Consider the following 25694-nt stretch of genomic DNA (forward strand, 5'->3'; position numbering starts at 1 on the left):
GCCATGAGCCGGGGCCGTGCGGTCGGCGCGTACGACGGTCGCACCGGCCGTGAGGGGCCACAGCACCTCGTCGATCTCGCCCACCGTTCCGGGGGCGGCCGCCGACCGGACGCGGTCCGTGCCGTCCAGGCCGTGCGCGCCCTGGCGGGCCGCGACACGGGCCGCGACGACGCTTTGCGGAACGACGACGGGCCTGCCGCTGCGGGTGCGCAGGACGAACGGCTCGCCGCTGACGACGGCGGCCAGGATGCCGGCGGGCGGCTCGGCCAGCAGCTGCCCGTACGTCGTCTCGACGTCACCGTCGACGATCGCGACGGCGTCCGCCGGCTGCGCGCCGATCAGTTCGAGCAGGGTGGGCGGGTCGGCGGGCGCTCCGCCGGCGCGGCCGTGCACGGCCTGCGGCAGTGCGATCCGGTCCACGACGACGTCCGCGTCGGCGCTCACCGTCTCCAGCAGGTGGACGAACTGCGCGGCCATCCGCTGCGCCGTGGCGGCGTCGAAGAGGTCCTCGGCGTACTCCAGGTCGATGCCGAGGCCTGCGGGCGCGCCGTCCGCGCCGACCGCCTCCCGCACGTGCAGGGTCAGGTCGAAGCGGGCCGCCCCCATGTCGACGTCCTCGTCGAACGCGGCGGTCAGGCCGGACAGGGCGAAGTCGTCCTCGTCGTCGTTCTCGAAGACGAGCATCACCTGGAACAGCGGGTGGTGGCCCAGCGAGCGCCCGGGCCGCACCACGTCCACCAGGCGCTCGAACGGCACGTCCTGGTGGGCGAACGCGGCCAGATCGGCCTCCCGGACCCGGTCCAGCAGGTCGCGGAAGGAGGGCGATCCGGACACGTCGGTGCGCAGGACGAGCGTGTTGACGAAGAACCCGACGAGGTCCTGGAGGCCGTCGTCCGACCGTCCCGCGACCGGGGTGCCGATCGGGACGTCGGTTCCCGCGCCCAGCTTGGACAGCATCAGGGCGAGAGCCGACTGGAGGACCATGAACAGGGTCGTGCCGGTCTCCCGCGCCACCGCCTGGAGGCGGCCGTGCAGCTCGGCGGGGATGCGGAGGGCGACCTCGGCGCCGCGGTGGCTCGCCTCGGCGGGCCGCGGCCGGTCCGTCGGCAGGGCGAGCAGCTCGGGCATGCCGTCGAGGGCACCCTTCCACCACGCCAGCTGACCGCTGACGAGGCTCTCGGGATCGTCCTCGGCGCCGAGCAGTTCGGACTGCCACAGGGTGTAGTCGGCGTACTGGACCGGCAGTCCGGGCCAGCGCGGCGCCCGGCCGGCCCGCCGGGCGGCGTACGCGGTCGACAGGTCCCGTGCGAGGGCGCCGGTCGACCAGCCGTCGGCGGCGATGTGGTGGATCAGCAGGAGCAGCCGGTGCTCGTCCGGGCCGTCCTGGAACAGCGTGGCGCGCAGCGGGGGTTCGGTCTCGAGGTCGAAGGCGTGCCGGGCCGCCTCGGCGGGCTCCGCGACGTCGGTGGCCAGGACGGGCCTGGCCTCGTCGACTCCGAGGACCCGCTGGTAGGGGGTTCCGTCGGCGTCGGAGGGGAACACCGTGCGCAGCGCCTCGTGCCGTGCGACGACGTCGCCCAGCGACGCTTCGAGGGCCGCCGCGTCCAGCTCGCCGGTGAGCCTGATCAGTATCGGCACGTTGTACGTGGTGCTCGGCCCTTCGAGCCGGTGCAGGAACCACAGGCGCTGCTGGGCGAAGGAGAGCGGCACGCGGGCCGGCCGCTCGCGGCGGCGCAGGGCGGGACGGCCGACGGCCGCGCCGTCGAGCCGGGTGGCGAGTCCCGCCACCGTGGGCTCGGCGAACAGCGAGCGGACCGACAGTTCCGCTCCGAGCTGCGACCGGATGCGGCTGAGCAGCCGGATCGCGGACAGCGAGTGGCCGCCGAGGTCGAAGAAGTTGTCGTCGACGCCGACGGCGGCGACGCCCAGCGTCTCGGCGAAGAGACCGGCGATGATCTCCTCGGCGGGGGTGCGAGGGCCGCGCCGGGCCGCGGCGGTGGCGAGATCCTCGGCGGGCAGGACGTCGGGGATCTCGGTGACGACGACGAACTCGGCGGGCACGAGGTAGTCGGGCAGCACGGACCCGGCGAGGTGCCGTGCTGCCGTCGCGTCGCCGTCGTGGACGACGTGGGCGACGACCCGGGCGGAGCCCGCGACGACGGCGGCGTCCGCGAAGACCTCGCGCAGCCGGGCCGCGACCTCGACGGGGTTGACGCGGAAGCCGCGCACCAGGCGGACGTCCTCGGGACGCCCGAGGAACTCGGTGGTGCCGCCGGGGTTGCGGCGGGCCAGCTCGCCCGAGGGGAGGGCGGCCACCACGCCCGGCGGCACGAGGCGTCCGTCGGCGTCCACGAGGGCGGTGTCGCGCTCGTCGTCGGACAGGAGGTCGTGCGCGGCGATCGGCGCGGCCGGGTCGGCGGCGGCCGCGGTGAGCAGCCGGATCAGGCGGTCGCCGAACGCGTCCATCGTCGCCGCGTCGAAGAGGTCGGTGGCGTATTCGATCTCGCCGACGATCCCGGCGGGCTCGCCGTCCGGTCCGTACCTCTCCTGGAGACGGACGTCCATGTCGAACTTGGAGGCGTCGCCGACCACGTCCTCCAGGCGGGTCTCCAGTCCGGGGACGCTCAGGCTGACCTCGTCGAAGTTCTCGAACGTCAGCATGACCTGGTAGAGCGGGTGCCGGGCGAGCGACCTCACCGGGTTGACCACCTCGACGAGGCGCTCGAACGGCACGTCCTGATGGGCGAACGCGGCCAGGTCGGTCTCGCGCACGCGCTCCAGCAGTTCGGCGAACGTGGGGTCGCCCGAGGCGTCGGTGCGCAGCACGAGCGTGTTGACGAAGTAGCCGAACAGATCCTCCAGGGCCTCGTCGGTGCGCCCGGCGACCGGGGTTCCGACGGCGATGTCGGTGTCGCCGCTGAGCCGGCTCAGGAGGGCGACCAGGCCGGCCTGGATCGTCATGAAGAGCGTGGTGTTGCGCTGCCGGGCGAGACGCAGGAGCGCGTCGTGCAGGGCGGCGTCCAGGCGCAGCGGCGCCTCGGCGCCCCCGTAGGTGGCCACCGGCGGCCGGGGCCGGTCGGTGGGCAGGTTCACCAGCTCCGGCAGGCCGCGCAGGTTCTCGGTCCAGTAGGCGAGCTGCCGGGAGATCGCGCTGTCGGGGTCGTCCTCGCGTCCGAGCAGTTCGCGCTGCCACAGGGTGTAGTCCGCGTACTGCACCGCGAGCGGCGCCCAACCCGGCGCACGGCCTTCGGCCCGTGCCGCGTAGGCGACGGAGAGGTCGTCGCCGAGCAGGGTCTCCGACCAGCCGTCGCTGGCGATGTGGTGCATGAGGGGCAGCAGGGCGTGTTCCTCGTCGCCGAGCCGGAACAGGGTGCAGCGGATGGGGAGTTCGGTGACGAGGTCGAAGTGGTACTGGGCGGCCTCCGCGAGGGCGGTCCGCAGGTGCCGCTCGTCGTCGACGTCGGCGACGATCAGGTCCACCACCGCTTCGTCGGCGGGCACGATGTGCTGGTACGGCGTGCCGTCGGCCTCGCGGAACAGGGTGCGCAGCCCCTCGTGGCGGGCGACGACGTCGTGCAGGGCCGTCCGCAGCGCCGGCACGTCGAGCGGCCCCGAGAAGCGCATGACGAGCGGCACGTTGTACGTGGAGCTGGGGCCTTCGAGCCGGTTCAGGAACCACAGGCCGCGCTGACCGAAGGAGAGCGGCACCCGCTCGGGACGCTCCATGGGCGCCAGGGCGCGCCTCGCCTCACCCGCCTGGCCGGTCCAGGAGGCGAGCCCGGCGACGGTGGGGGTCTCGAACAGCGCCCGGACGGGCACCTCCACGCCCATCGCGGAGCGGATGCGGCTGATCAGCCGGGTGGCGAGCAGCGAGTGCCCGCCCAGCTCGAAGAAGTTGTCGTCGATCCCGACGCGGTCCACGTTCAGCACGTCGGCGAAGAGGACCGCGAGGAGTTCCTCGCGCGGGTCGCGCGGTCGCCGGCCCTCCGCGGCGCCCGACTGCGCGGGCGCCGGCAGGGCCTTGCGGTCGAGCTTGCCGTTCGGGGTGAGCGGCAGCCGGTCCAGCGTGACGAAGGAGGCGGGCACCATGTGGGCGGGCAGCACGTCCACGACGTGCGCCCGGACCCGCGCGGCGTCGCCGCCGACCAGGTACGCGGTGAGCCGCGGATCACCCGGCTGGTCCTCGCGCACGACCACGGCGGCCTGCGTGACGTCCGGCGCGTCCAGGACCGCGGATTCGATCTCGCCCAGCTCGATGCGGAAACCGCGGATCTTCACCTGGTCGTCGGCGCGGCCGAAGTAGGACAGCGTGCCGTCCGCGGCCCGGCGGCCCAGGTCCCCGGTGCGGTACATGCGGGTCCCGGGCGCGCCGTACGGGTCGGCGACGAAGCGCTGGGCGCTCAGGCCGGGGCGGCCGAGGTAGCCGCGGGCCAGTCCGGCGCCGGCCACGTACAGCTCGCCGGTGACGCCCGCCGGGACGGGCCGCAGGCCCTGGTCGAGGACGTACACCCGCAGGTCGGGGATGGCGGCGCCGACGACGCTGACGGCGGTGGCGGCCGCCGAGACGCGGTCGAGCGCGTGATGGGTGACGTGCACCGTGGTCTCGGTGATGCCGTACATGTTGACGAGCGCGGGAGAGTCGTCGGGGTGCCGGTCGTACCAGGACGAGAGCCGTCCCGGGTCGAGCGCCTCACCGCCGAAGACCACGTACCTGAGCGCCAGGTCCGTGCCGGGGTTCTCCTCGTCGGCCTGCATGAGCTGGTAGAAGGCGGACGGGGTCTGGTTGAGCACGGTGACGCGCTCGTCTTCGAGCAGCCGCAGGAAGTCGAGCGGGGAGCGGCTCACGTCCTGTGGCACCACGACGAGCGTGCCGCCGCGCAGCAGCGGCCCCCACAGCTCCCAGACGGAGAAGTCGAACGCGTAGGAGTGGAACAGCGTCCACACGTCGCCGGCGTCGAAGCCGAACCACTGCTCCGTCCGCGTGAAGAGCCGCACGACGTTCTGGTGCGGGATCACGACGCCCTTGGGCTGCCCGGTGGAGCCGGACGTGTAGATGATGTACGCGCCGTTGTCGGGGTCCAGCGTCGGGCGTGCCGGGTCGGTGACGGGGCCGTCGCCGAGCTGCTCGATGACGAGGCGGGTGCTGCCGTCGGGCAGGGCCACGTCCGCGCGCAGGCTGGTCACGACGACGGCCGGGCGGGCGTCCTCCACGACGTAGGCGATGCGCTCGGCCGGGTAGTTCGGGTCCAGCGGCAGGTAGACGCCGCCGGCCTTGAGGACGCCGAGGACGCCCACCACGAGGTCCACGCCGCGCGGCAGGGCGAGTGCGACCACGGACTCCGGTCCCACGCCGTGGGCGGCGAGGGTGTGGGCGAGCCGGTTCGCGCGGGCGTTCAGCTGCGCGTAGGTCAGGCGTTTTGCGCCGTCGACGACGGCGACCGCCTCGGGGTGTGCGGCGACCGCGGCCTCGAACAGCGCGGGCACGGTCGTGCGCTCGGACGGCGCAACCGGCGCGGTCCACTGCTCCAGCAGTTCCCGGCGTTCCGCCGGGGCCAGGATGTCCGTCTGCCACAGCCGCTGGTCCGGGTCGGCCACGACCGCCCGCAGCAGCCGGGCGAGCCGGGCGACGATGTCCTGCACGGTGGACCGGTCGAACAGGTCGGTGGCGTACTCGACCAGGCCCGACAGACCGGCGGGCTCCCCGTCGGGGCCGTGGTTCTCCTGCATGTCGAAGTCGAGGTCGAACTTGGCGACGCCGGAACCGACGTCCTCCAGACCGGCCCGCAGACCGGGGAGGTCCAGGTCCGCCTCGGCGTTGTTCTGGAAGAGGATCATGACCTGGAACAGCGGGTGGTGCGCGAGGGAGCGGGTCGGGTTGAGCACCTCGACCAGCCGCTCGAACGGCACCTCCTGGTGCGCGTACGCGGCCAGGTCGGTCTCCCGGACCCGGGCGAGGAGCTCGCGGAAGGTGGGGTTGCCCGAGGTGTCGGTGCGCAGCACCAGGGTGTTGACGAAGAAGCCGATCAGTTCGTCGAGCGCCTCGTCGGTCCGTCCGGCGATGACGCCGCCGAGCGGGATGTCCTCGCCGGCTCCGAGCCGGGTGAGCAGTCCGGCCACCGCCGCCTGGAACACCATGAAAAGGGTGGTGTTGGTGTGGCGGGCGAGTTCGAGCAGCCCGGTGTGCAGGTCGGCGTCGAGCTCGAAGCGGACCTCGTCGCCGCGGAAGCTCGCGGCGGACGGCCGCGGCCGGTCGGTGGGCAGTTCCAGCTGCTCCGGGAGCCCGGCGAGGGTCTTCTGCCAGTAGGCGAGCTGCTGGGACAGCAGGCTCTGCGGGTCGTTCTCGGAGCCGAGCAGTTCGCGCTGCCAGAGCGTGTAGTCGGCGTACTGGACGGGCAGCGCGGGCCAGGCCGGCGCCCGCCCTCCGGTCCGGGCGCCGTACGCGACGGAGAGGTCCCGCGCGAACGGCGCGTCCGACCAGCCGTCGCTGGCGATGTGGTGCAGCAGGAAGAGCAGGACGTGCTCGGTCTCCGAGAGGCGGAACAGGGTGATCCGCAGCGGCAGTTCGGTGGCGAGGTCGAAGCCGTAGCGGGTGGCGACGGCGAGCTGCTCGGCGAGCCCGCTCTCGTCGGTCTCGACCAGGGTGACGTCCGGCTGCTCCGCGTCGACGATCAGCTGGTGGGGCTGCCCGTCCACCTCGGGGAAGCGGGTGCGCAGGCTCTCGTGCCGCGCCACCATGTCGCCCAGCGCGGCTTCGAGGGCCGGCCGGTCGAGGGGTCCCGACATGCGCAGCAGCAGCGGCACGGTGTAGGTGGCGCTGCGGCCTTCGAGCCGGTACAGGAACCACAGGCGCCACTGCGCCGCCGAGACGGGGATGTGCTCGGGCCGCGTCATCGGGCCGAGGGCGAGCCTGGACTCCTCGGCGCCCGTCATCCGTTCGGCGAGTTCGGCGACGGTGGGCGCCTCGAACAGGTGCCGGATGGCCAGTTCCACGTTGAACATCGAGCGGATGCGGCTGAGCAGCCGGATCGCGGTGAGCGAGTGTCCGCCGAGGTCGAAGAAGCTGTCGTCGATGCCGACGGTCGGCACTGCGAGCACGGCGGAGAAGAGACCGCAGAGGATCTCCTGCTCCGGGGTGCGCGGCGCGCGGAACGACAGGGGCACGGGAACGCCGCCCTCACCGTCCGAGCCGCCTTCGCCGCCCGTACCGTGCGCCGGCGCCGCGCTGGGAACGGTCCCGGTCTCGGCCGTCCGCGTCCCGACGAGTTCGCCCACGGGCACGCGGGTGTCGTCCACGAAGGCGGTGAACAGGCGGACGAGGTCGGCGGCGAGCACGTCGATCTGCGCGCCGTCCAGCAGATCCGGCCGGTACTCCAGGCGCAGCCGCAGACGCGTCCCCGGAAGCACCGAGAGCGTCAGCGGGTAGTGGGTGGCGTCGTGGTCCTCCAGCGCGCTAGCGCGCAGGCCGGGCGCGGGCTCCCAGTCGTCGTCGTGCGGGTAGTTCTCGACGATGGTCAGCGTGTCGAAGAGGTCGCCCGGCCCCCAGAGCCGCTGTACGTCGTTGAGTCCGAGGTACTGGTGGGCGATCAGCCGGGACTGCTCGTCCTGGACCCGTCGCATCAGCTCCGGCAGCGACTCCGCCGCGTCGAGCCGCACCCGGACGGGCAGCGTGTTGATGAACATGCCGACCATCGCCTCGCTGCCGGGCAGCTCCGCGGAACGTCCGGAGTAAGTGGAGCCGAACACCACGTCGTCCTGGCCGGTGCGGGTGCGCAGCAGCAGGCTCCACAGGCCCTGGACGGCGGTGTTGAGGGTGATCCCGTGCTCGCGCAGCCGGTCCTGGAGCCGTTCGGACACCGTGTCGGGCAGGTCGCAGAAGACCTGGACGGGGCGGGCGGGAGCCGCCGTGCCCGGTTCGGCGAGGAGGGTCGGTGCGGCGAGCCCGTCGAGCGCGGTCCGCCAGGCGTCGTGCGCCGCCGTGCGGTCCTGTCGCGCCATCCAGGCCAGGTGGTCGCGGAACGCCGCCGGCTCGGGCAGGGTCTCGCCCCGGTAGAGCGCGAACAGTTCCTCCAGCACGACCTGCATGGACCAGCCGTCGAAGAGGATGTGGTGGTTGACCAGGACGAGCCGGTGCTCGTCCTCGGCGAGCTTCACCAGGGTGAACCGCAGCAGCGGCGGCCGGCCCAGGTCGAAGCGCTCGGCGCGCGCCTCCGCCACGATCCGGGCGAGGGCGGGCTCGCGCTCGTCCCGGGCGAGTCCCGAGAGGTCCGCCTCGCGCCACGGCAGTTCGAGGCCGTCGACGACCACCTGGACGGGCCGGGGCAGGCCCTCGTGGTGGAAGCCCGCCCGCAGGTTCGGGTAGCGGTCGAGGAGGGCGGACGCCGCGGTGCGCAGGGCGCCCGGGTCCAGCGGCCCGCTCAGCGCGAAGACCTCCTGGACGGCGTAGAGGTCGGCGCCCGAGTCGTACAGGGCGTGGAAGAGCAGGCCCTCCTGGAGCGGGGCGAGCGGCAGCACGTCGACCAGATCCGGCAGCGCCCCCTCCAGCTCCTCGATGTCGCCTTGCGAGAGGTCCACGAGGGGCAGGTCGGACGGGGTCAGTCCGCCGCCCTCGACGGCCGCGAGTTCGGTGAGGGAGGCGAACCAGCCGTCCGCCAGTTCCCGGACGTCGTCCTCGGCCAGCAGGGCGTTCGACCAGGTCCAGGTCGCCACGAGCCGCGCACCGTCGGCGTGGTCGACGGTCACGGCGTCCAGCTCGATGCCCAGGCCGAGCGGCGCGGCCGCGTCGAAGCCCGCGCCGAGTGCGGGGGCCTCGGGGGCCGGCGCCCAGTCGGCGAGTTCGGGAGCGGCGTAGCGGCCCAGGTAGTTGAAGCCCAGCTGGGGGCGGCCGTACGCGGCCAGTTCGGCGGTGGACCGCGCGTCGCGGTGCCGCAGCAGCCCGTATCCGATGCCGTTGCCGGGCACCGCGCGCAGCTGCTCCTTGACGAGCTTCAGGGCGCGGACGCCGTCCGAGCCGCCCGGGTCGACACGGACGGGGAACGCGCTGGTGAACCAGCCGACCGTGCGGCTGAGGTCCAGTCCGGGCACGATGTCCTCGCGGCCGTGCCCCTCCAGTTCGAGGAGCAGCGCGCCGGCATCGGTGCCGCGCCGGCCGCGCCACGCGGCGACCGCCAGCGACAGGCCTGTGACCAGCACGTCGCGAACGCCGGCGTGCACGGCGGCGGGGACCGAGGTGAGCAGCGCCTCGGTGACGTGGGCCGGCAGGGTGAGCGTCAGGGTCCCGGCGTCGGCCCGGACGTCGATCGCCGGGTCCAGGGGCCGCTCGCCGAGGAGCGGGTCGGGCGTCTCCAGCACCGAGCGCCAGAAGGGCAGTTCGCCGGTGCGCCTGCCGGCCTCCTCGGTGAGGAGCGCGCTCCAGCGCCGCAGCGAGGTCCCGACCGGTTCGAGGGGCTCGCCCTCCCAGGCGGCCCGGAGGTCGCCGAGGAGGGGCTGCCACGAGACGCCGTCCACGGCGAGGTGGTGCACGAGCAGCAGCAGCCGTCCGGCCTCGGCCCCGGCGTCGAACCACACCGCGCGCACCAGGTCGCCCCGGTAGGGGTCGAGTTCCGCCTGGGCGGCCCTGCCGTGCTCGTCGATCGCCTCGCGCAGCGCGTCGGCGTCGGCGCCGGCGGTGTCCACGCGGTGGACGGTCGCGGCGACGGAGCCCGGCGCGGGGATGCCCAGTCCCCAGTCCTGGTCCAGGGTCAGCCGCAGGGCGTCGTGCCGGTCGAGGACGGTCTGGAGCGCGGCGGTCAGACGCCCGGCGCCGAGCCCGGCCGGCACGACGAGCAGCATCGACTGGTGGTAGCCGGCGACGGGGCCGCCGAGGTCGCGCAGGTCCGCCATGACCGGCGTGGGCAGCAGCGGGCCCGTGGCGATGTCCTGGGCGACGGGGGCCAGGGGAGCAGCCGTGCGGGCGGCGGCGGCGATGCGGGCGACGGTCTTGTGCTCGAAGACGTCGCGCGGGGTGATGCGCAGTCCCGCCTTGCGGGCACGGCTGACCAGCTTGATGGAGACGATGCTGTCGCCGCCGAGGTCGAAGAAGCCCTGGTGAGGGCCGACTTCGGGCAGGCCGAGCACCTCGGCGAAGAGTGCGGCCAGCAGCTCCTCCTCGGCGGAGCCCGTCGATTCGCGGTGCGCGGCGGCGGGCGAGGGCAGTGCGGCGACGTCGAGGCGGCCGTCCTCGGTGCGCGGCAGCTCGGCGACGGTGACGTACGTCTCCGGCACGAGGTAGTCGGGCAGCGCCCGGGCGAGGTGGTCGCGAAGGTCGACGGAGCGCACGGACAGGCCGGGGGCGGTCACCACGTAGGCGACGAGACCGTCCGTCACCGTCGCGTCGGCGAGCGCGGGGTGGGCGAGCAGGGCCTGGACGGTGCGGGAGACGTCGAGCGGTGCTCCCCCGACGAGGACCGGCGCGCACAGGCGTTCGAGACGGCCGTCGGGGGTGTACCTGGCGGGGACGCCGTCGAGGAGCCCGGCCACGCCGTCGGGCACCGGCCGGCCGTGCTCGTCGACCACCTGGTCGCGACGACCCTGGATCACGGCGCGTTCGGCCGCGGTGAGCAGGTCGATCGTGGAGATCCGGCGTTGCGGGCCGTCCACGGCGGCACGCAGCAGCCGGGCGAGCCGGGCGATGAGCGTGCGGACCGAGGAGCCGTCGAACAGGTCGGTGGAGTATTCGGCGACCACGTCCACTCCGGCCGGGGCGCCGGTGTCGGAGAAGCGCTCCTGGAGGCGCAGGTCGAGGTCGAACTTGGCGACGCCGGTGGGGGCTTCGTCCACCTCGACGGTGAGACCGGGCAGGGCCGGCGCGGCCGTGCCGAGGTTCTCGAAGGTGAGCATCACCTGGAAGAGGGGGTGGTGCGAGAGGGACCGGGCCGGGTTGAGCGCTTCGACCAGCCGGTCGAACGGCACGTCCTGGTGCGGGTAGGCGGCCGCGGCCGCGCCGTGCACCCGGTCCAGGAGTTCACGGAAGGTCGGGTCGCCGGACGTGTCGGTGCGCAGCACGAGCGTGTTGACGAAGGAGCCCACGAGCGAGTCCAGCTGCTCGTCGGGCCGGCCCGCGGTCGGGGTGCCGAGCGGGATGTCGGTGCCGGCGCCGAGACGGGTCATGAGCGCCGCGAGGGCGGCCTGCACCACCATGAAGACGGTGCGGCCGGTGGAACGGGCGAGCGCGGTCGCCGCGCGGTGCAGGTCGGCGTCGAGGTGCGTGCGCACCTCGTCACCGCGGAAGCTCGCGGCCGGGGGCCGGGGGCGGTCGGTGGGCAGCTCGACGCGCTGCGGCAGCCCGGCGAGCGCGGTGCGCCAGAAGTCGACGCCGTCCGCCTCGCCCTGCCAGAGAGTGAAGTCGGCGTAGGTCACCGGCAGTTCGTCCCAGGCCGGTTCCCGCCCGGCGCGACGGGCCGTGTAGGCCAGGGACAGGTCCTCGATCAGCGGACGCTCGGACCAGCCGTCGCTCGCTATGTGGTGCATCAGGAGCAGCAGCGCGTGTTCGTCCGTGCCGGGCCGCGAGAACAGGGTGGCCCGCAGCGGCGCCTCGTGGCGGAGCTCGAACGGGTGGCGGGCCGCCGCGAGCACCGCGCCGTCGAGGTCCGGGGTGCTGACGACGGTGAGCGCGGCGGGCGTGTCGAGCACGTCCTGGCGGGCGACGCCGTCCGTCTCCGGGAACACCGTCCGCAGGGTCTCGTGCCGCCGCGAGACGTCGCGGACGGCGGCGCGGAGCGCCTCGGGGTCCACCTCCCCGGTCAGCCGCAGCACGAGGGGGATGTTGTAGGTGGCGCTCGCGCCTTCGAGCCGGTGCAGGAACCACAGCCCGCGCTGCGCGTGCGACAGCGGCATGGGGTCGGGACGCCGGGTGCGGGTCAGCGGCGGCCGTGCCGCTCCCGCCTCGTCGAGACGGGAGGCCAGACCGGCGACGGTGGGCGCCTCGAAGAGGGCACGCACCGACACCTCGCGGCCGAGCGCGGTGCGGATACGGCTGATCAGCCGGGCCGCGAGGAGCGAATCGCCGCCGAGGTCGAAGAAGCCGTCGTCCGCGCCGACGCGCTCCACGCCCAGGACGTCGGCGAAGAGTCCGGCGAGGACCTCCTCGGCGGCCGTCCGGGGCGCGCGGCCGACGGCGAGGGTCTGTTCCGGCGCGGGCAGCGCGGCCCTGTCCAGCTTGCCGTTCGGTGTGAGGGGAAGCTCGTCGAGCAGCACGTACGCCGACGGCACCATGTGCTCGGGCAGCCGGGCGGCCAGCCGCTCCCGCACCGTGGCGGCGTCCACCGCGCCCACCACGTGGGCGACGAGGCGCTGCTGTCCCGGACGGCCCTCGTGCACGGTCACGGCCGCCGCGGACACCTCGGCGAGTTCCGTGACGGCCGCCTCGATCTCGCCCAGCTCGATCCGGAAGCCCCGGATCTTCACCTGGTCGTCGGCCCGGCCCGCGAACTCGACGAGTCCCTCGGCGTTCCACCTGGCCAGGTCCCCGGTCCGGTACATGCGCTCGCCCTCGGCGAAGGGGGAGGCGACGAACCGCTGGGCGGTCAGGCCGGCCCGTCCCAGGTAGCCGCGGGCGAGCTGGACGCCCGCCACGTAGAGCTCGCCCGTCTCGCCGGGCCCGACGGGGCGCAGGGCGCCGTCGAGGATGTGCACCCGGGTGTGGGCGACCGGGGAGCCGATGGGGACGTTCCGGTAGCTCTCGCCGGGCCGCACCTCGAACGCCGTGACGTCGATCGAGGCCTCGGTCGGGCCGTAGTGGTGGCCGAGTCGCAGGTCCAGCTTGGTGACGACCTCGTCCGCCAGGGACGGCGGCAGCACCTCTCCCGCGACGAAGAGCAGACGCAGCGCGAGAGCGGAGGCGTCCCGGATCGCGGGCAGCGCGACCGCCAGCAGCGACGGCACGAACTGGGCGACGGTGACGCCGTGTTCGGCGGCATACTCGATCAGCAGGTGCGGCAGGCCCACCACGTCGTCGGGCGCCATGCAGACCGTCGCGCCGGCGATCAGCGGCAGCCAGATCTCCGAGCCGGACGCGTCGAAACTGAAGGCGGTCCGGGCGAGGACCACGTCCGACGCGTCGACGCCCCACCGGCCGGCCTGCCACAGCATGTGGTTGGCGACGCCCGCGTGCGGTACGACGACGCCCTTGGGCACCCCGGTGGAACCGGACGTGTAGATGACGTAGGCCGCGTTCTCCGGACGGACGGTGACGCCGGGGGCGGTGTCGTCGCCCGACGTCAGGTCGATGTCGTCCAGGAGGACCACGGGGGCCGCGGAGTCGGGCAGCACGGCACGGGTGGCGCCGGTCGTCAGCACGACCGACGGACGGGCGTCGCTCAGCATGAACGCGATCCGCCGGGCGGGGTAGCGCGGGTCGACCGGCAGGTAGGCCGCCCCCGTCTTCAGCACGGCCAGCATGGCGACCACCGCGTCGGCCGACCTCGGCACGGCCAGCGCCACGACGTGCTCGGGGCCCGTCCCGACGGCCATGAGCCGCCGGGCCAGCCTGTTGGCCCGGCGATCGAGTTCGGCGTAGCTGAGCACGGTCGAGCCGAGAACCACGGCCGGGTGCCCGGGAGTTCGCCGCACCTGCGCCTCGACCAGTGCGGGCAGCGACATCATCGCCACATCGCCGCCCAGGCTCGACCCGATCGGATTGCGCGTCGCACGACGGTCCACGCTGCTGGCTCCTGTACTTCGTCGACAACTCGTAAGGCCGGGGCGCACACGCACGTCCGACACGGTGCCCGACCGTAGGGAGCAGCACTTTCAGCCTGTTATCGCACGCTCATCCGAGGCGGCGGCGACGCCGATACCGCCCTGATAAACAGCGCCTCTACATTGCCAAGCCCGCTGAGCACAGGAGTCGCGTGATGGTCCGTAACCACCTCATCTCGTTGGTCGACATCCCCGATGCCGACCTGTACCGCATCGTGGACAGAGGGGCCCGGTTCGCCTCCGGCGCGTGGCCGGACGAGACCCTGCGCGGCGCCGTCGTCGGCATCTACTTCCGCGCCACGTCGACGCGTACGCGTACCGCGTTCTCCTCCGCGGCCCTCCGGCTCGGCGCGCGCATCATCACCTACGGCCCGCACGATCTCCAGGTGAACACGGGCGAGACCAGCGCGGACACCGGCCGCGTCCTGGGAGGCATGCTGGACGCCCTGGTCGCGCGCACGGTGGGCAGCGTCGAGGAACTGCGCGCACTGGCCTCCCAGGACCGGATGGCGGTCGTGAACGCCATGGCCGCGCAGGAGCACCCGACGCAGGCCCTGACCGATCTGACCGCCATGGCCGGGCACTTCGGCGACCTGTCCGGTCGCCGGGTGCTCTACATGGGCGAGGGCAACAACACCGCCGCCGCCCTGGCTCTCGCCCTTCCGCGTTACCCCGGGACCGAGTTGCACCTGCGGACCCCGAGGCGTTACGCCGTCGATCCGGAGATCCTGGCACGGGCGAAGGACCTCGCGGCACGGCACGGCTCCACCGTCACCGAGCAGCACGACACCGTCGGCATGCCCAAGGACGTCGACGTCGTCTACACGACCCGGTGGCAGACCACCGGCACGACGAAGGACTCCCCGGACTGGCGTGAGGAGTTCGTCCCCTTCCGGGTCGACGACGCCGTCATGGAAGCCGGCCCGGACGCGGTCTTCATGCACGACCTGCCCGCGCACCGGGGCGACGAGGTCACCGCCGCGGTGCTGGACGGACCGCGCTCGATCGCCTTCACCCAGGCCGAGGCGAAGATGCACAGTGCCGCGGCCGTCCTGGAGTGGAGCCTCGGGGTCCTCCCCTGACCTGACCCGCGGCTCCCGCCCCCTCGCGCCGCGCGGCCGGCCGCAGCACACTTGACCAAGGAAAGCGGTGACCGCCGGAGGGGGACGGTACATGCGGGACGGTCATAGGGCGGACGCCGAGCGGTTGTTGGCGCGGGCCGTGGAGGAGGAGGTGCGCCGCTCCGGCGGTCGTGCCGACCGGCAGACGCTGATGACGCGGGCGCGCGGCGCGCTGGACGACATGGCGCAGACCGCCGCCGAGGAGTACGAGGCCTACGCGCGCGCCCTGGACGAGACGGAGGCCCGGCGCGTCAGCTTCGGCCGGCGCTACGCACGCGAGGGCGGCCGCACCCCCCTGCTGGTGGCGGGCGTCGCCGCCGTGACGGCCGCGGTCGCCGACCTCGCGCTCGGCACCGGACCGGGCACCGCCCTGGGCGCCGGGGTGACCGTCGGCGTCGTCGGGGCCGCCGCGACCGTCGTCAAGGTGGCCGGCTCGCACCTGCCCGCCGCCCATCACCGGGCCGGCGAGGCGGGACAGCCCGGCGGCGCCGAACAGCTGCGGCTGCAATGGCTCACGGCACTGGAGGTGCGCGGCATCCGGCCCTTCCTCGACCAGCAGCGGGTGCTGCGCGCGACCACCGTCCCGAAGAAGACCCCCGGACCGCGGCTGCGCGGCACGGACAAGAGCGCGGCGGCCCGCGGACGGACCGTGCTGGAGCAGTCGTTCGCCCAACTGTCCGAACCCGCGGGCCCCTTCGCCGGACGCCGCGCCGAACTCGCGCAGATCCGGCAGTGGGTGCAGGCGTCGCGCGCCGGCACCGGGACCCGGCCCACCGTGGTCGTGCTGCACGGCGACCCGGGCAGCGGCCGCACCGCGCTCGCCGTGCGCGCCGCACACGATCTGCGCGACCAGTTCCGCGGCGCGTGCGTCGTCGACCTGCGCGGCGACAGCGCGCAGGAACGGCCACTGCCCACCCGCGACGCCCTGCTGCACCTGCTCAACCGCCTCGGCGCACCCCGCGAGCAGCTCCTCTTCCGCGAGCGGTCCTCGGCGGAACAGCAGGTCAAACGGCTCGGTGAGCTGTACCACCAGCACCTGACCGGACTCCCGGTCACCGTCGTCCTGGACGACGCCTCCGACCCCGACCAGGTGCGCGCACTCGTCCCCGAGCGTTCCGAGAGCCTCGTCCTGGTCACCGCCCGCTCCCCGCTCGCGCTGCCCCCCGAACTGTCGCCCTGGGCGCACGAACTCGCGGTACGGCCGCTGGACGCGGCGGGCGCCGAGGAACTGCTGACCGCGGCGGCACAGGACCTCTCCGGGCCCTACGACGCCGAATCCGCCGACCGGATCACGCAGTTGTGCGGCGGACTGCCGCTGGCGCTGCGCGTGGCGGGCTCCTCCCTCGGCCCGCGCTCACCGCGGGCGCTGGCGGCCGACCTCGGCGCGTACGGCCCGGTGCACCCGGCCGAACGGGCCCTGTGGCTGCGCTACACCGACCAGCCCGATCCCGCCCGCAGACTCCTGCGCCGGCTCGCGCTGGCCGGACGCGCCTCCCTCGGCACGGCGGCCGCCGCCGCCCTGCTCGCCACCGACCGCACCGAGGCCGCCCGCCACCTCACGGCCCTCGCCGACGCCGGACTCGTCGACCACGTCCGCGGCGACCGCTACCGCCTGCACGACCTGGTCCGCGCCTTCGCCCAGGCCCGCCTCGAGGACGAGGAGCCGCAGAGCGAGCGCACGGCGGCCCAGGAACGCCTGATCGTCAGTTACGCCGAACTCGCCGACTCGGTGCTGCGCCTCGTCGACGGGAACATGTCGACCCGCTCGGACCGCTTCACCCCGCACGGCTTCACCTCCCTCGACGAGGCGCTGCGCTGGCTCGACGACGAGTCGAGCTTCATCACGGCGACGCTGCGGCACGCCGAGGGCGTCGACCAGAACGCGGTGATGAGCCTCCTGGGCGCACTGTGCGACTACTGCCTGCTGCGCGGCGACCTGTACCGGCTCGGCGAGATCAGCGAGCTGGCCCAGACGGTCGGCCAGGACCTGCTGGTGCGCTCCGTGCAGTGGCGCACCGGCATCGCGGCACGTCAGCTGGGCGAGCTGGACAAGGCCCGCACGACCCTCAGCTCGGTCGTCGACCTCTACCTCCAGGCCCACCACGACGCCGGCGCCGCCCGCGCCCTGTGCTCCCTGGGCATCACCCTGCACCATCAGGGCCAGCTCACCGAGGCCGCGGCGAAACTGCGCGAGGCGATGGGCCTCCAGGCCGCGCCCGAGCTGGCCACCGACCGCGCCTGGACGATGCACGCGCTGGCGGCGGTGGAACGCGACCGGGCGCACCTGGCCGAAGCCCTGGACCTCCTCACCCGCTCCCTGGTCCTGCACCGCGAGGGCGGCTCCGTGCACGGCGAGGCCTGGGCGCACTTCCAGCTGGGGCAGCTGCATCTGCGGCGGGGCGACGTCGAGCGGGCGCGGAGCGACCTGCGCCGGGCCCTCGACCTGTACGGCCGCACCGGCGACGCCCGCGGCGAGGCCTGGGCCCTCACCCAGCTGGCCCGGGCCCGGCTGATCGCCGGGGACCCCGGCCCGGCGGCCGAGGACCTGCGCGCGGCCGCCGCCCGCCACCGCGACAACGAGGACGCGCGCGGCGAGGCCTGGACGGTGTACTACCTGGGCCTCGCCCTGGAGGAGACGGGCGACCTGGACCGCGCCGTCCGCGAGCTGGAACGCTCCCGCTCCCTGTTCTCCCGCATGCGGGACGTCTACGGCCTGGCCTGCGCCCGCCACCACTCGGCCCGCGTCACCCGCGACCAGCGCGCCGCCCAGACCGGCTCACTGCGCAACTCCGGGTTCGCCCGGCAGCTCCTGGTCGACGCGCGTGCCGACTTCCAGCGCATCGGGGTCGCCCACGGCGAGGCCTGGACCTGCCTGGAACTGGCGATCGTCGACGCGGGCAACGCGCGGGCGCAGGCCGCGCTGGCCCTGTGCGACGAGGCGACGGAACTGTTCGCCTCCTACGGCGACCGGCGCGGCGAGGACTGGGCGCGCTTCCTGCGCTGCACCCTCCTGCCGTACGCGTCGCCCGGAGGCGTGGAGGTCGGCACCGCGGTCGCCCAGGAGGAGCTGGCCCGGCTGACCCGGGCGGAGCACCCGCTGCGCGACACCGGACTCACCGAGTGCCTGGAGGCCTACCGCCTGCTGCTGGAGCGGGGGGTGCGCCTGGAGTCCGGCTGGCAGGCCTGGCGTCTCGGTCTGGTTCCGGGCAGACCCGCCCGCGAGGTGATGGGCGTGGACGTGACCCTGCCCGCACCCCCGGCGCCCGAGCCCTCCACCAGGGAGACCGAATCGCGGTGACCGTCGACGGGCGGCGGTCCGGGCGGCGAGCGGAGGCCTTACCCGTGCCCGCCGGTCGCCGGCCGCCCGCCCTGGCCCCTCGACCGGCGTCAGCTTGCCGACGAGGGCTTGCCCGTCGTCCTGCCGCCGGACTTCGCACCCGGCGCCGCCGCCTCGGAGGCGTTCGCCGTGGTGCCGGCGGAGGCGTTCTCCGGGTCCGCCGGGTCCTTGAAGTCGACCTTGCCCATGTGCTTGCTCATGGACCTCATCAGGCCCCACACCGCCAGCGCCATCGCCGCGAAGACGATGAAGCCGAGGACGCCGGGGGTGACCTTGTTCTCGTCGACCTCCTTGGCGAGGGGGACGAGGTGCGTCATTGCCAGGCTCACGCTTGCGCTCATGTCAGGCATTGTCGCGGATGCCCGCAAAGAGGTCGTCCTCGGGGAGGGAGGTATCGACGCGCGACTTCGCGAGCTCGTACTCCTCCGTCGGCCACACCTCGCGCTGGACGTCCATCGGAACGCGGAACCAGCCGCCGTCCGGGTCGATCTGCGTGGCGTGGGCGATCAGCGCCTTGTCGCGGATCTCGAAGAAGTCGGCGCACGGGATGTGCGTGGTGAGCGTGCGCTCGGGCCGGCCGAACTCCGCCCAGCGCTGGAGCCACTCGGCATAGGGCGACTCCATGCCGCGCTCGATCAGCGCGTGGTGCAGCGCCTCGGTGCGGGGACGGTTGAAGCCCTGGTTGTAGTACAGCTTCAGCGGCCGGTATGCGGGCCCGAACTCGGCCTCGGGGTACTTGTCGGTGTCGTCCGCGCCCTCGAAGGCCACCATCGAGATCTTGTGGGTCATGATGTGGTCGGGGTGCGGGTAGCCGCCGTTCTCGTCGTAGGTGGTGATCACCTGGGGACGGAAGGAGCGGATCTGCTTCACCAGCGCTCCGGCCGCGTCGTCGACGTCCTCCAGGGCGAAGCAGCCCTCGGGCAGCGGCGGCAGCGGGTCGCCCTCGGGAAGCCCGGAGTCGACGAAGCCGAGCCACTCCTGCCGGACGCCGAGGATCTCCCTGGCCTCGTCCATCTCCTTCTTGCGCACCTCGTGGATGTGCTCCTCGATGTACGTGTCGCCCTGCAGCTTGGGGTTGAGGATGGAGCCGCGCTCCCCGCCCGTGCAGGTCACGACCAGCACGTCCACCCCCTCGGACACGTACTTCGCCATGGTGGCCGCGCCCTTGCTCGACTCGTCGTCGGGGTGGGCGTGGACGGCCATCAGTCGCAGCTGGTCAGTCAAGACTCAATCCTCGGTAGGTCGGCGCCCGGCGTGACCCGGCGCGATCGCAGGCTTCTATAGTGACCGAATCGGGGGACGAAAAATTCCGCGCCGAGAGGACGATCATGAGCACGGCGAGCACGCGACCGCCCGAGGGCCGCTACGGCCGTTCCTCGGACGAGCGCGCCGACCACAAGCTCAAGATCGCCGGTGTCGCCCTGGGCGCGCTGCTCCTGGCCCTGATGGGCTACTTCGCCTTCCACTACGTCGGCCAGAGCAAGATCAGCGCCGAGGTGATCGCGTTCAAGGCGACCTCGGACGACGCGGTGGAGGTTCACCTGGAGGTCCGCAAGGACTCCGGCACGAGCGGCTACTGCACGGTGCGCTCGCAGTCCGCCGAGGGCGCCGAGGTGGGACGGGCGGACTTCCGTTTCTCCGGCGCGGACTCGCGCATCGACAAGGTGGTCACGCTGCGTACGACGGCGAAGGGCACGACGGCCGAGCTGCTCGGCTGCCATGCGGACTGACTCCGGGCCGCTCACGCCGTCCACACGGCCGGAATCCTCCGCAAAACGTACGCGCTGACCTGCGCCGACGTAATTTCGGTGGCTTATGTCCTCCCCCTACGGCCACTGAATTGTTAGGCTCGTGGTTTCGCCCATCACCTGAGGAACATGCTTCTGGTAGGGCGATGCTTTGTATTCCCAGTACCGACGAGGAGCACCTGTGACCCAGACCAGCGAGTCCGTCACCTGGCTGACCCAGGAGGCGTACAACAAGCTCAAGGTCGAGCTTGAGTACCTTACTGGTCCTGCGCGCACGGAGATCGCCCAGAAGATCGCCGCCGCGCGCGAGGAGGGGGACCTGCGCGAGAACGGTGGGTACCACGCGGCCAAGGAGGAGCAGGGCAAGCAGGAGCTCCGTGTGCGCCAGCTGACCCAGCTCCTCGAGAACGCCAAGGTCGGCGAGGCTCCGGCCTCCGCGGACGGGGCGGTGGCGCCCGGCATGGTCGTGACGATCGCCTTCGACGGCGACGAGGACGACACCATGACCTTCCTGCTCGCCTCGCGGGAGTACGCCAGCTCCGACATCGAGACCTACTCGCCGCAGTCCCCGCTGGGCACCGGCGTGATCGGCCACAAGGTCGGCGAGGACGCGGAGTACGAGCTGCCGAACGGCAAGAAGGCCTCCGTGCGCATCCTCAAGGCCGAGCCCTACAACGGCTGAACCGGCGTCCCCGTCCGGACGCCCCCGCCCGGACGTCCCCTCCCGGGTCTTCCGGGTCTTTCCGACGAGCCCCCGGCGCCTCGTGCCGCCGGGGGCTTCGCCGTGCCGGGCGCGCCCGGCCGGAGCGTCCGGTCAGGCCGTGGCCGAGCGGTACTTGCGCACCGCCAGCGTGCGGAAGATCGCGATGATCACCACCGAGTAGATCAGCGAGGCCCACACGGGGTGGGCCATCGGCCACGCGTCGGACGGCGAGACCCCCGGATCCCCGAACAGCTTGCGGCACGCCTGGACGGTGGCGCTGAACGGGTTCCACTCGGCGATCGGCCGCAGCCAGGACGCCATCTGCGACGAGTCCACGAACGCGTTGGAGATGAACGTGACCGGGAAGAGCCAGATCAGTCCGCCCGAGGTGGCCGCCTCGGGTGTGCGGACCGACAGGCCGATGAGCGCGCCGATCCAGGTGAAGGCGTAGCCGAGGAGCAGCAGCAGCCCGAAGCCGGCCAGGATCTTGGCGAAGTTGGTGGGGTCCGCGGAACCGGGCCGCCAGCCGACGAGGAGCGCCACCACGGCCAGGACGAGCAGCGTCAGGGCGGTCTGGACGAGGTCGGCGATGGTGCGGCCGGTCAGCACCGCACCGCGCGCCATGGGCAGCGAGCGGAAGCGGTCGATCAGGCCCTTGTGCATGTCGTCGGCGATGCCCGCGCCGGCTCCGGCGGTGGCGAAGGTGACCGTCTGCGCGAAGATGCCCGCCATCAGGAAGTTCTTGTAGACGTCCGGATCGGTGGAGCCTCCGACGTTCATCGAGCCGCCGAAGACGTACGTGAACAGGACCACGAACATGATGGGCTGGATCAGCCCGAAGATGATCATCTCGGGAATCCGGCTCATGCGGATCAGATTCCTGCGGGCGATGACCAGGGAGTCGTTCACGGCACTCATCCGACGGTCTCCTTCTTGCTCTGTCCCTTGGCTGTGCTCTCCTCCGCCTTCGCCTCGGCCACGTGTCCGGTCAGGGACAGGAAGACGTCGTCGAGGGTGGGGCGGCGCAGGCCGATGTCGTCGATCTCGATGCCGCGTCCGTCGAGCTCGCGGATGACCTCGGCGAGCAGTTTGGCGCCGCCGGTCACCGGCACGGTGAGTTTGCGGGTGTGCTGCTCGACCGTGGTCTCGCCCTTGCCGAAGCCGGAGAGCACCTCGCGGGCCACGGTGATGTGGTCGCGTTCATGGACCACGACCTCCACGCGCTCGCCGCCCGTGCGCGCCTTGAGTTCGTCGGAGGTGCCGCGAGCGATGACCCGGCCGTGGTCGACAACCGCGATGTCGTGCGCCAGGTGGTCGGCCTCTTCGAGGTACTGGGTGGTCAGCAGCAGGGTCGTGCCGTCGGAGACCAGTCGCTTGATCACCTCCCAGAGCAGCTGGCGGTTGCGCGGGTCGAGGCCGGTCGTCGGTTCGTCCATGAACATCACGGGCGGTGAGACCACCAGCGCCGCGGCCAGGTCGAGGCGGCGGCGCATGCCTCCGGAATAGGTCTTGGCGGGGCGGTCGGCGGCGTCCGCGAGGTCGAACTGGTCGAGCAGTTCGGCGGCGCGGGCCTTCGCCGCGGCGGCCTTCATCTGGTAGAGCCGGCCGACCATCTGCAGGTTCTCGCGGCCGGTGAGGTACTCGTCGACCGCCGCGAACTGGCCGGACAGGCCGATCGAGCGGCGCACGTCGTCGGGATGCTTGAGCACGTCGAAGCCGGCGACCACGGCCCGGCCTCGGTCGGGGCGCAGCAAGGTGGTCAGACAGCGGACCGCCGTGGTCTTGCCCGCGCCGTTCGGCCCGAGCAGGCCCAGGACCGTGCCCTGCGGCACGTCGAGGTCCACGCCGTCCAGAGCCTTTACGTCGCCGAAGGTCTTCACCAGACCTTCGGCGTAGATGGCGCCTGGCATATGAGTCTCCACGTCGTCGGGGATTCTTCGGAAAGCCTAGGTTTGCACTTTCCGCTCCGCCTGACGGCGGAATTACGGGGCAGTGCGAGACACACCATAACGCGATGTATCGCGTCTCACAACGGATTTACTCGAACGAGTGAGCGGGGGTCCTGGCCTGGCTCGGAGGCGTGTGAACACGCCCCCCCCGGACGCTGTGCCCGGCCTCAGTCGACGACGGTGTATCCGGCGTCGTGCAACGCCCGGCCGACCTCGGCGCAGTGCGCCGGACCCTTCGTCTCCAGGTGCAGTTCGACCTCCGCCTCCGTCAGCCCGAGCCGGGGGTCGGTTCGCAGGTGGCTGACGTCCAGCACGTTAGCGTCGACCACTGACAACGCCCCCAGGAGCGAGGCGAGGGCGCCCGGCCGGTCCGTCAGCCGCACCCGTACGGCCAGGTAGCGGCCCTGCGCGGCCATGCCGTGCCGCAGGACGCGCTCCATCAGCACCGGGTCGACGTTGCCTCCGGAGAGCACCGCCACCACCGGGCCCTCGAAGGCGTCCGGCGCCCCGAGCAGCGCGGCCACCGGGCTCGCCCCGGCCGGCTCGACGACCAGCTTGGCCCGCTCCAGGCACAGCAGCAGCGCCGCGGCCAGCTCGTCCTCCGTGACCGTGCGCACCTCGTCCACCAGTTCGCCGACGAGCGAGAACGGCACGTCGCCGGGCCGGCCGACCTTGATGCCGTCGGCCATCGTCGCCGGGGTGCGGATCGACACCGGCCGGCCGGCCGCCAGCGAGGGCGGATACGCGGCCGCCCCCGCCGCCTGCACGCCGACGATCCGCACGTCCGGCCGCAGCGCCTTCACCGCGACCGCGATCCCCGCCGCCAGACCGCCCCCGCCGATCCCGACGACGATCGTGCGCACCTGCGGGCACTGCTCCAGGATCTCCAGCCCGACCGTGCCCTGACCGGCGATGACGTCGGGGTGGTCGAAGGGGTGGATGAACACCGCACCCGTCTCGGCCGCGTACTCCTGCGCCGCGGCCAGCGTCTCGTCGACCACCTGGCCGTGCAGGCGCACCTCGGCGCCGTACTCCCGGGTGGCGCTGATCTTCGGCAGCGGCGCGCCCTTCGGCATGAACACCGTGGAACGCACGCCGAGCAGCGACGACGCCAGCGCCGCGCCCTGCGCGTGGTTGCCCGCGCTCGCCGCGACCACCCCGGCCGCCCGCTCCTCCGGCAGCAGCCCGGCGATGCGCACATACGCCCCGCGCAGCTTGAACGACCCCGTCCGCTGGAGGTTCTCGCACTTGAAGTGGACCGGCGCCCCCACCAGCTGGGTCAGATGCCGGCTCCCCTCCACCGCGGTCGTCCGGGCCACGCCCGCCAGCATCTTCCGGGCGCCGCGCACGTCGTCGAGGGTGACGGGGCGAAAGGAGTCAGCCGTGCCGTAGCTCATGACTCCAGCATCGCAGTTCACAGGCGGGAACGACCGCTGTGACCAACCTCCGAGATCGGTTTGCGCAGCGCCGGTACGACCCGCCTCCCGGCCGCGTACTCTGTCCCCCATTCCAGCAGCCCTTTGATGAAGTGAGCCTCCGGCCATGCCCACAACACCTGAAATGTCGATGGACATGACGACAGTCGGTGACACCGGTCTCCTCGACACGTTGCAGCACGAGGTCGCGGTGTTCGCCCGACGGGCCGAGCAGACCCGGCTCGGCGGCGTCGGGCAGGTGCGCAACTCCATGGACCGCGCCGCGTACCTGCTGCTCAACCGCCTCGACAACGAAGGCCCCATGGGCGTCAAGGCACTCGCGGCGAGCATGGGCATCGACTCGTCCACCGTCACCCGGCAGGTCGCGCCGCTCGTCGACACCGGCCTGGTCAAGCGGACCTCCCACCCCGAGGACGGCAGGGCCGTGGTGCTCCAGCTGTCCCCGCGCGGACAGGCCCGTCTGGAGGAAGTCCGCTCCTCGCGGCGGCAGTTGATGGCCGAACTGACGGACGACTGGGCGCCGGAGGAGCGCGAGACGTTCTGCACGCTCCTCACACGCTTCAACACCGCCCTCTCCTCGCGGATGTCCGCCCACGGCCTCCCGGGCGCCGACTCCTCCACGCCCGCCTCCTGAGCCCGCGGCCCGCGCGGGGGCGACTTTCCGGCGGGTGCGCGCGACTCTTGACCGGCGGCCCGCCCCGGGCCTCATATGAGACCGGGGCAGATGGCCGCCCAGGGGGACGCCGTCAGGCGGGAGGCTCGGTGTGCGTGACAGCCGTACGGTCCAGGAGATCCACCGGGCCAGGGAGTTCGAGGCGTTCGTGGCCGGCGCGGGCGGCCGGCTGCTGCACACCGCCACGCTGCTCACGGCCGAGTCCCCCGCCGACAACCCCCGCGCGCGCCGCCTCCTGACCCTCGCCCTCGCACGCACGTACGCGTGCTGGGACCGGCTGCGCGGCGAGGACCCGTACGACCGCGCCCGCGAGCAGCTGGCGACCCGCTTCGCCCACTACGCCTGGCACGAGTACGTGCGGCGCCTCTACGACGCCCTGCCCCTCGACCGCGTCCTGCCCCACGGCCGCCTCCCGGCGCTGCGCCGGTACGTCGTGCCGGAGCGCCGCCGCCCCGCAGCCGCCGGCCCGCTCGCGCTCCTCACTCCTCAGGAACGCCTCGTACTGGTCCTCAGGCTGTACGAGGGCGTCGCCGAGGAACAGGCGGCGGCCCTGCTGGGCCTGCCCGTCGACCGCGTCCGCACGCTCTGCGACCGGGCCACCACGGCCCTGCTGCGCCCGCCCCGCGCGCGGACGACGGTGACGCCCCGGGCGAAGGCGGCCGCCTCGTGAACCGCGCCGAACGGGAGGCCGCCGTCCGCCTGATCATGGAACGGACCCCGCCCCCGCACGTGCCGGCCGACCTCCACCCGGAGGTCGTGCGCCGGGGGGCCCGCATCGTGCGCCGCCGCCGGGCGGCCCGCCGGCTGATGTGGCTGCTGCTGTGCGCGGCGGCCGTGGCGTTCGCGGTATGGGCGATCGTGGCGCAGCCATGGGTGGAACCCCCGTCGGAGACGACTCCCCCGCTCAGGGACTGGTGAACCGGGGCCGGGTGACGAGCCCCGGGGCCGGGTCACCGGGCCCGGGGCCCGACCGCACCGACCGGGTGGCGGGGC

The 25694-nt window shown here is 73.2% G+C and carries 13 protein-coding genes (1 of these 13 cut by a window edge); 7 read left to right on the forward strand and 6 right to left on the reverse strand.

The window, feature by feature from the left end:
* Positions 1-13695 carry the 5' portion of a non-ribosomal peptide synthase/polyketide synthase gene (locus ACGFSH_RS08455; protein ID WP_393346240.1) on the reverse strand. It extends 8610 nt beyond the left edge of the window, so 13695 of the gene's 22305 nt are visible here — the first part of the coding sequence; the start codon lies at positions 13693-13695; the stop codon falls past the left edge of the window.
* A gap of 194 nt (positions 13696-13889) precedes the next feature.
* Here ACGFSH_RS08455 and ACGFSH_RS08460 point away from each other — a divergent pair, with 194 nt between their 5' ends.
* The gene (locus tag ACGFSH_RS08460) at positions 13890-14816 is read left to right on the forward strand and encodes an ornithine carbamoyltransferase (RefSeq protein ID WP_393346242.1); all 927 of its coding nucleotides are present in this window, start codon (positions 13890-13892) and stop codon (positions 14814-14816) included.
* 91 nt (positions 14817-14907) lie between these two features.
* Positions 14908-18153, forward strand: a complete 3246-nt coding sequence (locus ACGFSH_RS08465; protein WP_393346244.1) for a tetratricopeptide repeat protein — start codon at positions 14908-14910, stop codon at positions 18151-18153.
* 89 nt (positions 18154-18242) lie between these two features.
* Here ACGFSH_RS08465 and ACGFSH_RS08470 read toward each other — a convergent pair whose 3' ends face one another.
* Together ACGFSH_RS08470 and mca are read right to left on the reverse strand one after the other, a co-directional pair.
* On the reverse strand, positions 18243-18542 hold the full coding sequence (locus ACGFSH_RS08470) for a hypothetical protein (RefSeq protein WP_393346246.1): 300 nt from the start codon (positions 18540-18542) through the stop codon (positions 18243-18245).
* The gene (gene mca / locus ACGFSH_RS08475) at positions 18535-19416 is read right to left on the reverse strand and encodes a mycothiol conjugate amidase Mca (RefSeq protein ID WP_393346248.1); all 882 of its coding nucleotides are present in this window, start codon (positions 19414-19416) and stop codon (positions 18535-18537) included. The genes ACGFSH_RS08470 and mca overlap by 8 nt, the downstream gene beginning before the upstream one ends.
* A gap of 104 nt (positions 19417-19520) precedes the next feature.
* On the opposite strand from mca, the gene ACGFSH_RS08480 reads away from it, so the two are divergent.
* Together ACGFSH_RS08480 and greA are read left to right on the forward strand one after the other, a co-directional pair.
* Positions 19521-19922 (forward strand): DUF4307 domain-containing protein, encoded by a 402-nt coding sequence (locus ACGFSH_RS08480; RefSeq protein WP_393346250.1) that lies wholly within the window; start codon positions 19521-19523, stop codon positions 19920-19922.
* 199 nt (positions 19923-20121) lie between these two features.
* The gene (gene greA, locus ACGFSH_RS08485) at positions 20122-20622 is read left to right on the forward strand and encodes a transcription elongation factor GreA (RefSeq protein ID WP_393346252.1); all 501 of its coding nucleotides are present in this window, start codon (positions 20122-20124) and stop codon (positions 20620-20622) included.
* Between the two features lie 132 nt (positions 20623-20754).
* On the opposite strand, the gene ACGFSH_RS08490 is transcribed toward greA, so the two are convergent.
* From ACGFSH_RS08490 to ilvA, 3 genes are all read right to left on the reverse strand, one after another.
* A complete protein-coding gene (locus ACGFSH_RS08490; RefSeq protein ID WP_393346254.1) occupies positions 20755-21561 on the reverse strand; it encodes an ABC transporter permease in 807 nt (268 codons plus the stop codon).
* On the reverse strand, positions 21558-22553 hold the full coding sequence (locus tag ACGFSH_RS08495) for an ATP-binding cassette domain-containing protein (protein ID WP_393346256.1): 996 nt from the start codon (positions 22551-22553) through the stop codon (positions 21558-21560). Before ACGFSH_RS08495 ends, ACGFSH_RS08490 begins: the two co-directional genes overlap by 4 nt.
* Positions 22554-22759: 206 nt before the next feature.
* Positions 22760-23989 (reverse strand): threonine ammonia-lyase, encoded by a 1230-nt coding sequence (gene ilvA, locus ACGFSH_RS08500; RefSeq protein ID WP_393346258.1) that lies wholly within the window; start codon positions 23987-23989, stop codon positions 22760-22762.
* 163 nt (positions 23990-24152) lie between these two features.
* Here ilvA and ACGFSH_RS08505 point away from each other — a divergent pair, with 163 nt between their 5' ends.
* The 3 genes from ACGFSH_RS08505 (at position 24153) to ACGFSH_RS08515 (ending at position 25619) form a co-directional block, all read left to right on the forward strand.
* Positions 24153-24662, forward strand: a complete 510-nt coding sequence (locus ACGFSH_RS08505; RefSeq protein WP_393346954.1) for a MarR family winged helix-turn-helix transcriptional regulator — start codon at positions 24153-24155, stop codon at positions 24660-24662.
* A 130-nt stretch (positions 24663-24792) separates the two neighbouring features.
* Positions 24793-25371 carry a sigma factor-like helix-turn-helix DNA-binding protein gene (locus ACGFSH_RS08510; RefSeq protein WP_393346260.1) on the forward strand — a complete coding sequence of 193 codons (579 nt, stop codon included), beginning with the start codon at positions 24793-24795 and terminating at the stop codon, positions 25369-25371.
* Entirely contained in the window at positions 25368-25619 is a 252-nt protein-coding gene (locus tag ACGFSH_RS08515; RefSeq protein ID WP_393346262.1) for a hypothetical protein, read from the forward strand. The genes ACGFSH_RS08510 and ACGFSH_RS08515 overlap by 4 nt, the downstream gene beginning before the upstream one ends.
* Positions 25620-25694: the final 75 nt, after the last annotated feature.

Origin of the sequence: Streptomyces sp. NPDC048481 (assembly GCF_043200075.1) — a bacterium.
Lineage (GTDB): Bacteria > Actinomycetota > Actinomycetes > Streptomycetales > Streptomycetaceae > Streptomyces.